The following is a 12394-nucleotide window of genomic DNA, read 5'->3' on the forward strand; positions in this document are numbered from 1 at the left end:
CTATCGACCCCCTAGACGCATCCGGAGGCGGCAATCCCGAAAGCTTCGAAGCTGCACCGCGCCTGCCACGCCGCGGCGCGGCGATTTCCTTCGCGGTCGCGGTGGAGCCGGTTCGAGCTGCCTCTACAAAGTCGAAATCCATCTCCCGAGCTGCAAATGACGGTTGGGGCCGCGCTGCGCTGCCGCTCCCGCCTTAGTAGCCGCCGCTCTTGCCAGGCTCTTTGCCGTCCTGCTTGAATCGGCGCAGGAGGTCGGCGCCGCCGCGCATCAGGAGCGAGACGTCGGTGCCGACGGCGACGAAATCGGTGCCGAGGCCAAGAACCGCATCGGCGAAATCGAAGGTGGTCGCCAGCGTGCCGGAGGCCCTTCCGGTCGCCTTGATGCGGTTCAGCCCGTCTTCCACCGCCGCCCGCACGTCCCGATAGGCGGGATTGCCGAGGTGACCCATATCTGCAGCAAGGTCCGACGGACCGATGAACAACCCGTCGACGCCTTCCACCGCGGCGATCTCCTCGATCGCCGCGAGGCCCTTCAGCGTCTCGATCTGGAGGAGAAGGCAGATCTCGTCATTTGCTGTCGGAAGATAGTCGGTGACGCGGTTGAAGCCGGAGGCCCGGGCAAGCGCCGCACCCACACCTCTGATACCGTGCGGCGGGTAGCGCGTCGCACGCACCAATTCGCGAGCCTGTTCAGCGCCCTCCACCATGGGAATCAGCAACGTCTGGGCGCCGATATCCAGCACCTGCTTGATCAGCCACGTCTCGCCGATCGGCAGCCGCACGACCGGATGGGACGAGGAGGTCGCCACCGCCTGGAGCTGCGAAAGCAGCAGCGGCACGTCGTTCGGTGCGTGCTCTCCATCGAGGAGCAGCCACTCGAAGCCGAGGCCGGCCACGACTTCCGCCGAATAGGGATTGGCGAGGGCCACCCAGAGGCCGATCTGGGCACTGCCGCTTTTCAGTCGCTGTTTGAAGGCGTTGGTCGGGGCGGGCATGGCCGATCCTCACTCGAAATGCAGGCTGACCGACCCGTAGGGGCCGAAATCGGCGCTGATCGTGTCGCCATGGCGCGCCTCGATCGGCCGGATGAAGGAGCCCGACAGGACGACCTCGCCTGCCGCGATCTTCGAGCCGTATTCGGCCAGGCGATTGGCGAGCCAGACGATGCCGGTGCCGGGATGGTTGAGAACGCCGGCGCCGAGCCCGGTCTCCTCGACCTCGGCATTGCGCGAGACAATGGCGCCGATCCAGCGCATGTCGGCGTCCAGCGGACGCACCGGCCGGCCACCCATGGCGATGCCGCCATTGGCGGCATTGTCGGAGATCGTGTCGAAGATCGTCCGCGCCTTGCCGGTCGCCGGGTCCGAACGCACGACCCGCGTATCGAGGATTTCCAGCGCCGGCACGATGTAGTCGGTGGCGTTGAGAACGTCGAACAGCGTCACGCCCGGGCCTTCGAGAGGCGCCTTCATGACGAAGGCGATCTCGGCCTCGACGCGCGGCTGAATGAAGCGATCGGCGGGAATACGACTGCCGTCGGCAAAGAACATGTCGTCGAAGAGGACGCCGGAATCCGGCGTCGTGATGTTCAGCGCCGACTGCATCGCCTTCGAGGTGAGGCCGATCTTCCAGCCCTTTCGAACAAGCCCCGCCGCTTCCTTGCGCTTCACCAGCGCGCCTTGAACCCGGTAGGCCTCCTTCAGGCCGGCCTCGGGAAAGCGCTGGCTGAGAAGCGGAATCTGGGTCCGCGTACGCTCGGCCTGGAACAAATCCTCGGCCATGCTCTCCAGGTCTTCGTCCCTGATGCTCATGACGACTGCGCCTCGCCTTCGTCGACGACGCCGTTGATGAGCGTTCCAAGCCCGGTGGCGGACACTTCCACGGTATCGCCCGGCTTCAGCCAGACCGGCGGATCGAGCCGCGCACCCGCGCCGGTCGGCGTGCCGGTGACGATCATGTCACCGGGAACGAGCGTGGTGAAGGTGGAGATGTAGCTGATGATCTTTCTGAAGGAGAAGATCATCCGCGACGTGCGATCGCTCTGACGCAGCTCGCCATTGACCCTGGTCGTCAGCTCGATGTCGGCAATTTGCTCTTCGCCGGTGAAGGGCACGAACCACGGACCGATCGAGCCGCTGCCGTCGAAGTTCTTGCCCTGGGTGACGTTGAACTTCGCATGCCGCACCCAGTCGCGGAGCGTGCCCTCGTCGCAAAGGCTGAGGCCCACGATATGGGACAGCGCGTCGCGCTCGGCGATATGGCGGCCGGACTTGCCGATGACGACGACGATCTCGCCTTCATAATCCAGTTGCTCGGAGGCCTTGGGCCGGGTCAGCGGCACGTTGTGGCCGACGAAGGAGCGCGCGAACCGCGGAAACAGCGAGGGGTTGGGCGGGGCCGTCTGGCCGTCCTTGTATTCGGCGTTGCGGTCGGGAAAGTTCACCCCGACGCAGATGATCTTCTCGGCGCTCGGAACCGGGATATCGAAGGTGATGTCCCCCTCGCCCATGTCGGGCGACAGCCCCTCTCCGACCTGGACCAGCCGGTCGATCCCACCGGCCTCGACGGCGGTGCGCAGGTCGCGCCACTCGCTGCCATGGCGGGCCGACAGATCGACGATCCCGCCTTCCTTGGCGAGGCCGTATCCGCGCTTGCCATCGGCAATGAAGCTCAAGAGCCGTGATGTCATGAGGCGCACTCCGTTACCGTCACGGCGCGATGATCGGCTGTGCGGCGAGCTGGGAATCCTTCACCTTTGCCCCCGCGAAGAGCGATCCCTCCTCGAACCAGGAGCGCGGCGCCGGAGCGCCCCAAAGGGTCTGGCGCTGCGGGTCCTTCAGATCCCACTTGATCGGCTCGAGATCCGGATCGACGGTCTGATAGTCCGAACAGTAGATCTCGATGCGGTGTCCGTCGGGATCGCGGATGTAGAGGAAGAAGGCGTTCGAGATGCCGTGGCGGCCGGGGCCGCGCTCGATGTTCTTCAGCCAGCCGGTGGTCGACATCAGGTCGAGCAAATCGATGATGGCGAGCGGGGTCGGCACCCAGAAGGCGGTGTGATGAAGGCGCGGGCCGCGGCCATTGGTGAAGGCGATGTCGTGAACGCCGCCCTTGCGGTGCGCCCAGGCGGCCCAGAGCTTCCCAGTCTCTTCGTCCTCGGTGTATTCGGTCACCCGGAAACCGAGCTCGTTATAGAAGGCGACGGATTCGTCGACATTCGGCGAGAAACAGTTGAAATGGTCGATCCGAAGCGGCCGGACGCCGTGATAAAGCTCGTATTTCTGGTGGATCGGAGGGAGGCGGTCCATCTTGCAGTAGAATTCCAGCGGCACGCCGTGCGGATCGCGGGTCTGGAAGGTCTTGCCCTGATAGGGGCGCTCCACCCATTCGACAGGCAGATCAAGGCCCCTGAAGAAGCCCTCCGCCTTGTCGAGATTCTCTTCGTCATAGACCTTGAAGCCGAGATGCCGGGCCTCGCCCGCGGTACCGTCCGTTGCCTTGCGCAGGACGACGCAGTGATGGCCGCGCTCTTCGAGTGCTCTCAGATAGATCACTTCGTCCGTCTCGTCGGTGACTTGAAGACCGAGGGTATCGACGTAGAAGGACCGCGACTTCGCCAGGTCGCTGACGAGGAATTCGACGTGGCTGAGGCGCACGATGTTGAAGGGCGGGTAGAGTTGCGGCTTTGGAATGGGCATCGTGGTTCCTCCCGGTGAGCGAACCCGCCCAGCCTTGGCTTCGGGCGGCTCGCTCCGTTTGACGTATCGACTGGTTCCGGCCGCGCTCAGCCGGCGAGCTTGGGAATCTTGTGCGCTTCGGTGGCGAAGGCGACGTTCTTGGTTTCCATGTAGAAGTCGAAGGACCAGTCCCCGCCGTCGCGCCCGATGCCGGAACTCTTGACCCCGCCGAAGGGCGTCGGCAGATGCCGGACGTTTTCCGAATTCACCCAGATCATGCCGGCCTCGAGCGCGTCTGTGACACGCAGGGCGCGGGTGATGTCGGCGGTCCAGACATAGCCGGTCAGGCCGTAGGCGACGTCGTTGGCGACGTTCAGCGCCTGCTCCTCGGTCGCGAAGGGAATGGCCGACAGCACCGGGCCGAAGATCTCTTCCTGGGCAATGCGCATGTCGTTGGCGACCCCGGTAAAGAGCGTCGGCGCGACATAGCAGCCGCCGCCCGGTCCCTCGACCTTCTCGCCGCCGGCGGCAATCGTCGCCCCCTCCTCCCGCGCGATCTCGAAATAGGAGAGCACCTTCTTCTCGTGGCTCGGGTGGATCAGCGGCCCGACCACCGTCTGCGGATCGAGCGGGTGGCCGACCTTGATCGCCTTGGCCTTCTCCGCGACCTTCCGCGTGAACTCCTCGTAGATCGAGGCTTCGACCAGAAGCCGCGAGGACGAGGTGCAGCGCTCGCCATTCAGCGAATAGATCATGAAGACGGCGGCATCGGCCGCACGTTCGAGATCGGCATCGGCGAAGACGATGACGGGGTTCTTGCCGCCGAGTTCGAAATGGACCCGCTTCAGCGTCTCCGCGCCCTGGCGCATGATCATCGACCCGGTGCGGCTCTCGCCGACGAAGCCGATCGCCTTGATGTCGGGGTGCTCCGTCAGCGCCTTGCCGGCATCCTCGCCGAAGCCGTTGACGAGATTCCAGACGCCTTTGGGCAGACCCGCCTCTTCGGCGATCTCGACGAGGAGGCGCGCCGTCAGCGGCGAGAATTCCGCCGGCTTGTGGACGATCGTGCAGCCGGCGGCAAGCGCCGGGACGATCTTCCAGGTGGACAGCATGAAGGGCGTGTTCCAGGGCGTGATCACGCCGACGGGGCCGATCGGCGAGCGGCTGGTGACGTTCAGCTGTCCGGCCTTGCGCAGCGCTGCGCCATCTCTTGCCGCCGGCGCCCGGTCGGCGAAGAAGCGGAAGTTCTCCGCGCCCCGCAGCGCGGCCTTCGACATGAAGCGGTAGGCCTGGCCGGTGTCCATGCATTCGACGAGGGCGATCTCCTCGGCCCGCGCGACGATGGCGTCGGCGACCTTGTGGAGGATCTTCTTGCGCTCCTCGCCCGATATCGCCGCCCAGGCCGGAAAGGCGGCCTTGGCCGCCTTGGCGGCCCGATCGATATCGGCGGCCTTGCCGCGCGCCACCCTTGCGAGCGGCTTCAGATCGACCGGCGAGATCGTCTCGAAGCTGTCCCCGTCGGCCGCCTCGACGGCCTCGCCGCCGATCTGGTTCATCACGACGCCTTCGCGGAACCTTGCAAGGTACTTCTCGGCCTTGGCGAGATGGGTCTCGAAATCGCTCATGACGCTTTCCTCTATCGATCGCGCACGCGGCCTGGCTTCGGGTTCGCGCGCCGCCTTGTTCTGTTCATCTTCGCCGCGGCCCCGCCGATGCGCGGTCTCGGCCGACAGGCGGTTCAGCCCTTGGACGCGGGCTCCCGCAGCCGGGCATGCATGGCGTTCTTCTTCCAGCTGAGCACCGGGTCGATCTCGCGGATCTCCAGCGACAGCGCGAAATGCGGCGTGTCGAAGAGCGGCTCCAGATGCCGCTGCGCCGCCGCGAAGATCGTCTTCCCGGCCCGCTTCTTCTCGTCGTCGCTGCGCCCGACGCCAATCCGGAAGCTCATGTCGAGAAAGGCGTTGTCGGGCAGTTCGTCGGCAATCGCATAGGTCTCGCAGGAGATCGCACGCACACGCACCGCGCCGGTTTCGAACAGTCCGGTTTCCAGCACCGCCGTCTTGAGCACATGGCAGAGCGCCGTAAGGTCGGCCTTCGCCGAGAGATTGGCCGAATGTTCGAGAATGAGATGAGGCATCGGTCTCGTACCGCCCGTTTGTTAACGTGTTAAATATATTGCCCGAGGTTCGTCAAGTCGGAATCGCGACGAAAGCTTCAGGCGGCTTCGTGGCCCTTGCCGAAACCGAGATAGGTTTCGATCAGGCGGGCATCGGAGAGAAGCGAGGCAGCGTCGGCCTCCATGGCGACGCGGCCCTGTTCGAGCACATAGCCATAGTCGGCGATCTTCAGGACGGCGCGGGCGTTCTGCTCGACGATGAGGATCGAGACACCAGACCGGCAAAGTTCGGCAACCGTCTCCAGCACTTCTGCAACGATGAGGGGTGCAAGGCCGAGGCTCGGCTCGTCCAGCATCAGCAAGCGCGGCCGGGCCATCAGCGCCCGCGCGATCGCCAGCATCTGCCGCTCCCCGCCCGACAACGTGCCGGCCAGCTGGTTATGCCGTTCTTTCAGTCGCGGAAAGCGCTGATAGGCGGCTTCCAGGTCGGCCTCCACGGCGCTCTTCGGGTCATGGCGGCGCGAATAGGCGCCGAGAGCGAGATTGTCGGCAACGCTCATCTCCGCGAACAGCTCGCGCTTTTCCGACACGAGACAGAGGCCCTCGCGCAGCCTGGACTCGACCGGCAACGCAGCGACGTCGCGGCCGTCGAGGCGAACGCTTCCTTGGGCCGGCAGGAGACCCATCAGCGCGTTCAGGAGCGTCGACTTGCCGGCACCGTTCGGGCCGATGACCGAGACGATCTTCCCCTTCGGCACATCCAGCGAGACGCCGGCCACGGCCTCGACCGGGCCGTAGGAGACATGCAAGTCAGAGACCGCAAGAAGCGCCTGATCGATCATGTCGTCCCTCATGCCGCGACTCCGAGATAGGCTTCCTGAACGGCCACGTCGTTCTGGACTTGAGACGGGACACCCTCGGAGATCTTCTGCCCGAAGGAGATCACCACCAGGCGGTCGACGAGGTTCATGACGAAGTTCATGTCATGCTCGACGATGAGGACCGCGACGCCCTCCTCCCGCAGTTTCGAGAGCAGTTCGGCGAGTTCCTGCTTTTCCTTGAAGCGCAGCCCGGCCGCCGGCTCGTCGAGGAGAAGCAGCGCCGGATCGGCCGCCAGCGCGCGGGCGATCTCGAGGATGCGCTGCTGACCGAGCGCGAGACTGCCCGCCGGCGCATGGGCGAGATGGGCAAGCCCCACCCGCTCCAGCTGGCGCATGGCCTCCGCCAGCAGCTTTTCCTCCTCGCGCCGGTCGAGGCGCAGGAGCGCCGAGAGATAGCCGCGGTGAGACCGCAGATGCGCGCCGACCGCGACATTCTCGAGCGCCGACATGTCGGAGCGCAGAAGCACGTGCTGGAAGGTCCGGGCGACCCCGAGGCGGGCGATCCTGCGCGACGCCATCCGCTCGATGCGCTCTCCCCGGTAGCGAATCTCTCCGGCCGTGGCCGGGGAAATGCCGGTCAGGAGGTTGAAAAGGGTCGACTTGCCGGCGCCGTTCGGACCGATCACGCCGAGGATCTCTCCGGCCTTGAGGTCGAAGGAGACGTTGTTGACGGCGGTCAGGCCGCCGAAGCGCTTCGTCGCGCCCTCCACGACAAGGATCTCGCTGCCCCGCTCGGGTTTCGGGCGGCCGTCGAAAGGCGGGATCCTGCGGGCGCGGTCGAGTTCCATCAGCGGCCGACCGCGTGCCGGCAGAAGGCGCAGGAGCCATGGCATGATACCCCGCGGGGCCGTCTGCAGAAGGACGACCATGACGAGACCCAGCATCACGATCTCGGTCGCACCGCCGCTGCCGACGAGTCCGGGAGCGAGACGCTGCAGACCGTCGCGCAAAAGGGTCATGACGCCGGCGCCGATCACGGCACCGACGATATGCGCCGATCCGCCGATCACGGTCATGAAGAGATATTCGATACTGGCGTTGAGGCCGAAGGGCGTGGCGTTCACGAACTGGATGAGGTGGGCGTAGAGCCAGCCTGAGAGCGCCGCGAGGATGGCGGCATGGATGAAGATTGCCAGGCGCAAGCGAGCCGTATCGACGCCGAAGGCTTCCAGCATCACCCGCCGCCCGCGAAGGCAGCGCACCGCGCGGCCGTCGCGTGAGGTCAGCACATTGGCGACCGTCAGCAGCGACAGAGCGACAGCCGCAACGATCAGCCAAGTATAGACCGGGCCGGCCAGGACCCAGCCGAAGAGCGAAATCGGCGGCACGCCGGGGATGCCGTCATGGCCGCCGAGCGCGGCGACATTGCCGATGAGGAAATAGAGGCTGAGGCTCCAGGCAATGGTCGACAGCGGCAGATAATGCCCCGACAGGCGCAGCGTCACCGCGCCGATGACGAGGGCGAACAGCGCTCCCGCAAACAGCGCAAGCGGCAATGCGAGCACCGGCGAGAGGCCCATGGCGGTGGTGAACCAGGCGGTCGTATAGGCGCCGACGCCGACGAAGCTCGCCTGCCCGAAGGACGTCAGCCCGCCGATGCCGGTGAGGAGGACGAGGCCCGCGACGACGATCGCCGCCAGCCCGATGAAGTTCATCAGGGTCAGGCCGTAGACCGGCAGAACGAGGGGAAGGACGAGAACGACGACGGCGAAGGCCAGGAGCGCGATCTTGCGGGGGCTCATTCCTCATCCTCCTGGATCTGAGTGGACCGCAGCGACCGCCAGAGAAGGATCGGAATGATCAACGCGAAGACGATGGAATCCTTGTAGAGGCTGGCGAAAAAGGACGAATAGCTCTCGAACAGGCCGAGAATTACGGCGCCGAGGGCGGCCAGCGGATAGGAGGCGAGCCCGGCGAAGATCGCCGCGATAAACCCCTTCAGGCCGATGAGAAAGCCGGTGTCGTAATAGATGGTGGTGATCGGCGCGACGAGGACGCCGCACAGGGCGCCGGCAAGACCCGCGAGCAGGAAGACCAGGCGCGCCGCCTGTTCGGTGGGGATGCCGACGAGGCGCGCTCCGACCCGGTTGAACGCCGTGGCGCGCAGCGCCTTGCCGGACAGCGTTCGGCCGAAATACAGCGCCAGGGCCACGATCGCGACAACGGCCACCGCGATGACCACCAGCGCCTGGCCGGACACCGGCACGCCGAAGATCGGATAGCGTCCGGGCAGAAGCGGCGGCGTGCGAACGCCTTCCGGGCCGAAGAACAGAAGGCCGCAGCCGAGCAGCACGAAATGCACCGCCATGGCCACGATCAGCGACAGGAGCACCGTCGCGTCGCCGAGCGGGCGAAAGGCGACCCGGTAGATGAGCGGGCCCATCGGCACGACGATCAGGAGAACGAGCACGATGTTCCAGATAAAGCCGAACCCGGCATCGGCGGTGGCGTAGGTCAGGGCAGAGACGGCGGCCGGCACGAGGAGATAGGCCGCCATGGCCCGCAGCCGCGCCGGCGAGCGGTCCCTGCGCAGATAGGCGAAGGCTTCGAGGCCAGCTGCCAGAACACCGAGCATGAGGATCAACCAGAGCGAGCCGGGAACGCGTCCCTGCTGCAGGCTTGCCAGCGACAGCGAGGCATAGGTCACGAGTTCGCCCTGCGGGATGAAAATGATCCGCGTGACGGAAAAGACCATGACCAGGGCCAGCGCGACCAGCGCGTAGATGGCGCCGTTGGTCAGTCCATCCTGGGCGAGCAGGGCGGCGATGAGATAAGACATGGGTCGTCCGCTAGGGGCTGAAGCATGGTCGTGATGCCTGCGACGTCAGCCATGGGGAATTTCGCAATACAGGGGACCACGCGACTGCAGGACTGCGGGGCGGCACCTCACCCGCGTTGTGAGGCTCGAGACACCGCTTGCGAACGCCGCGAGCCTTCGGAAGGTCACGCAGCCGCGACCACCGAACGGCCGTCCGCCCTTGTCGGGCGGACGGCCGTGCGAGTTCCGGTCAGTCGAGCGGGACGTATGTCCAGTCGCCGTTCTCGATCTTGACGAGGGATTCGGCGCGAAGATCGGTGCCGTTGTGATCGGTCGCACTCATGGTGAAGACGCCCTGAGCGCCGACGACTTCGTTCAGCTTCTCGAGTTCGTCGCGCAGCGCCGAGCGGAACGCGGCCGTGCCGGGCTCCGCCGTCTTCTTGGCTTCGACAGCGGCCTTGGAAGCCAGATTGAAGGCATCCCAGATCGTGGCTCCGAAGAGGTTGCGCGACCCCTTGCCATACTGGCCTTCATAGGCCTCGATATATTTCAGCGCCTCGCCCTTCACCGGATTGTCGTCGGGGAGCTGCTCGGCCACCAGAACCGGCGAGACTGCCAGCTTCACGCCGTTCAGCGCATCGCCGCCGACCCGCAGGACGTCCGGATTGGCCATGCCCTGATTGATGTAGATGTCGCCTTCATAGCCGAGACTGCGCAATTCCAGGATCGGCGCCACACCGGGCGTACCCGACGCGCCGATGATCACGGCATCCGGGCTGGCGGAGATCGTCGACAGAGCCTGGGCGGTCACGCTCGAGTCACGCGCCGAATAGCGCTCGTCCGAGACGACCTCGATGCCCCGCTTCTCGGCTTCCTTCTTGAACGCGCCGATGAAGCTGTCGCCGAACGCATCGTTGAAGCCGATGAACCCGACCGTCTTGTCGCCGGCCTTTTCCATGCCGCCATAGACGTAATGCGCCATGGAGGATTCCTGCGGCGCGAGCTTGAACGCCCATTTCTTCGGGCCCTCGACCGGGCTGGCGATGACCGCCGATCCCGCCGCCGAAATGAACGGCGTCTCGCCCTTGGCCATGGTCTCGAGAATGGCGAGGGATGTCGGAGTTATCGACGGGCCCAGCACCACGTCGACCTTGTCCTCGTTGATCAGCTTGGAGGCTGCACGCACGGCGGCCGAGGGATCGCTGGCATCGTCGACGATGGTGTAGCTGACCGGCTCGCCGCCGATCTCCTTCGGCAAGACGTCGATCGTCTGCTTTTCCGGGATGCCGAGCGAGGCTGCGGGTCCCGTCAGCGACAGGATCGCGCCGATCTTGATCTCGGCCTGGGCCGCGGTCGAGGCGAGAAGCCCCGCCACGAGTGTTGCGACGGTGAATGTGCGCATGCGTCCTCCCGAAAATTGGCTGGCCGCGATCTCCCGAAGCGGCACAGTCAACTACTTAACATGTTCACATTCTTCCGGCAACCGGTCGCGGGATCAGGCCTTGATCGGCTCCTCCAGCACTTCCTCCAGCTCCTTCAGCATCGACTGCAGGAGTTGCAGCCGCTCGGCACCGAAGCGCCGGGTGATCTCCGCATAGATCGCCTCGGAATGCTGGCCGGCGCGTTCGACGAGATCCCGGCCCGTGGGGCTGATCGCCACCATGCCGCGCCTCAGATCCTCCGCGACGCTCGACCGCTCGATCAGCCCGCGCGCTTCGAGATCGCGGATGATGCGCGACAGCGAGGGCGGCAGGAGGAAGGTCGCCGAGGCGAGGTTCATCGTGCCGATGCTCTCGACCGTGGTCAGCGCGCGCAGCACGCGCCACTGCTGCTCGGTGAGATCGAAATGCCGAAGCCCCGGGCGGAAATGGCCCATGACCGCTTCGCGCGCCCGCAAGAGCGACATCGGCAGCGACCGCGAAAAGTCGCGCAGGCGCCCTCTGCTCGTGCGTGCCGGCTGCCCTGCGGCCTGGGCTGTGTCGAGGGCTTTCTTCATGCCATGCTTCCTTCCTGTCTGGCAGATCTCAGAAATCGTTCGAAGTCGGTGAGCTGCTGGCGGCAGTGGCTGCGGAAGGCTTCCGCGCGCCGGCTGAGCCGCCCGGTTTCCGGCCAAGCGAGCACGATGCCGAAATCGCGGCATGGCTCTGCAATAGGGCGGCACACGACCCTTTCGCCATCATGGGTCAGGTCGCTCGTCGGGTGATGCAGCATCACGGAGTAACCGAACCCCGCGCCGACGAAAGAGCGGGTCAGATCGAAATTCGTGGTTCGGCGGGAAATCTGCGGCACGATGCCGAAATGGGCGAAGATGCCGAGCGTATTTGCGCCAGCCGGGGTGGCGTCGTAGAGAATGAAGGGCTCGTCCGCGATGGCGTGCAGCGAAACGGTGGGCTCGTCCGCCATCCGGTGCGTGGCCGGCAGCAGGACATGCGGCCGTATGCGATAGAGCACGTCCCGGGCGAAGCGGTCGCTCAGACAATGCTCGTAGACGATTGCTAGTTCGATCCGTCCCTCCGCCAATTCGGACAGAAGCACATCGTGCTCGTCATCCTTGAGGTCCACCGCAATGGCAGAATGGACGTCCTGGAAACCGCGCAACAGCTTGGCGGCGAGAAAGGGCGACAAGGTCGAGAAGCAGCCGACGGCGAGCGAGCCTGCGGGCTCCAGCTCCCAGCGCTCGGCCAGGGACTGGAGGTCGGAAGCGGAATCCAGAACGGTGCGGACCTGCCCGACGAGATTGGCTCCGGCCTGGGTGAGCCTAGCGCCGACCGCGCGTTGGCGGTGTAGAAGCGTCGTTCCGAGCTCACGCTCGAGATCGTTCAGCGCCTGGGTCAGAGCCGTCGGCGAAACATTGAGTGTTTCGGCCGCTGCGCGCACCGAACCGTGCTCGGCGACGGCCAGAAAATACCCCAGCTGCTTCAGGGAAAAACGGGGATTCACCGACCAGCGCGCCTTGTTCGGAA

General features: G+C 65.6%; 12 protein-coding genes. All 12 read right to left on the minus strand.

The features are described 5' to 3' along the window. Positions 1-193: 193 nt before the first annotated feature. Positions 194-994 carry a 4-hydroxy-2-oxoheptanedioate aldolase gene (gene hpaI, locus LH400_RS02355; RefSeq protein ID WP_229151027.1) on the minus strand — a complete coding sequence of 267 codons (801 nt, stop codon included), beginning with the start codon at positions 992-994 and terminating at the stop codon, positions 194-196. A gap of 9 nt (positions 995-1003) precedes the next feature. After that, entirely contained in the window at positions 1004-1810 is an 807-nt protein-coding gene (gene hpaH / locus LH400_RS02360) for a 2-oxo-hept-4-ene-1,7-dioate hydratase (protein ID WP_229151028.1), read from the minus strand. Next, positions 1807-2688, minus strand: a complete 882-nt coding sequence (locus LH400_RS02365) for a fumarylacetoacetate hydrolase family protein (RefSeq protein WP_229151029.1) — start codon at positions 2686-2688, stop codon at positions 1807-1809. The genes hpaH and LH400_RS02365 overlap by 4 nt, the downstream gene beginning before the upstream one ends. A 19-nt stretch (positions 2689-2707) precedes the next feature. Next, positions 2708-3697 (minus strand): 3,4-dihydroxyphenylacetate 2,3-dioxygenase, encoded by a 990-nt coding sequence (gene hpaD, locus LH400_RS02370; protein WP_229151030.1) that lies wholly within the window; start codon positions 3695-3697, stop codon positions 2708-2710. A gap of 86 nt (positions 3698-3783) precedes the next feature. Continuing rightward, positions 3784-5301, minus strand: a complete 1518-nt coding sequence (gene hpaE / locus LH400_RS02375) for a 5-carboxymethyl-2-hydroxymuconate semialdehyde dehydrogenase (protein ID WP_229151031.1) — start codon at positions 5299-5301, stop codon at positions 3784-3786. Between the two features lie 113 nt (positions 5302-5414). Next, positions 5415-5813 carry a 5-carboxymethyl-2-hydroxymuconate Delta-isomerase gene (locus LH400_RS02380; RefSeq protein WP_229151032.1) on the minus strand — a complete coding sequence of 133 codons (399 nt, stop codon included), beginning with the start codon at positions 5811-5813 and terminating at the stop codon, positions 5415-5417. A 77-nt stretch (positions 5814-5890) separates the two neighbouring features. Further along, positions 5891-6646: an ABC transporter ATP-binding protein gene (locus LH400_RS02385; protein ID WP_229151033.1), complete on the minus strand. Its 756-nt coding sequence runs from the start codon at positions 6644-6646 to the stop codon at positions 5891-5893. Further along, positions 6643-8415 (minus strand): branched-chain amino acid ABC transporter ATP-binding protein/permease, encoded by a 1773-nt coding sequence (locus LH400_RS02390; RefSeq protein ID WP_229151034.1) that lies wholly within the window; start codon positions 8413-8415, stop codon positions 6643-6645. Before LH400_RS02390 ends, LH400_RS02385 begins: the two co-directional genes overlap by 4 nt. Beyond that, a complete protein-coding gene (locus tag LH400_RS02395; protein ID WP_229151035.1) occupies positions 8412-9452 on the minus strand; it encodes a branched-chain amino acid ABC transporter permease in 1041 nt (346 codons plus the stop codon). Before LH400_RS02395 ends, LH400_RS02390 begins: the two co-directional genes overlap by 4 nt. A 229-nt stretch (positions 9453-9681) precedes the next feature. Further along, complete coding sequence (locus tag LH400_RS02400) at positions 9682-10833, minus strand: ABC transporter substrate-binding protein (RefSeq protein ID WP_229151036.1); 1152 nt, start codon at positions 10831-10833, stop codon at positions 9682-9684. Positions 10834-10926: 93 nt separating this feature from the next. Continuing rightward, a complete protein-coding gene (hpaR, locus tag LH400_RS02405) occupies positions 10927-11427 on the minus strand; it encodes a homoprotocatechuate degradation operon regulator HpaR (protein WP_370638310.1) in 501 nt (166 codons plus the stop codon). Beyond that, the gene (locus LH400_RS02410) at positions 11424-12371 is read right to left on the minus strand and encodes a LysR family transcriptional regulator (RefSeq protein ID WP_229151037.1); all 948 of its coding nucleotides are present in this window, start codon (positions 12369-12371) and stop codon (positions 11424-11426) included. The genes hpaR and LH400_RS02410 overlap by 4 nt, the downstream gene beginning before the upstream one ends. Between the last annotated feature and the right edge of the window lie 23 nt (positions 12372-12394).

The sequence above is a fragment of the Jiella soli genome (assembly GCF_020615385.1).
Lineage (GTDB): Bacteria > Pseudomonadota > Alphaproteobacteria > Rhizobiales > Rhizobiaceae > VKMB-3413.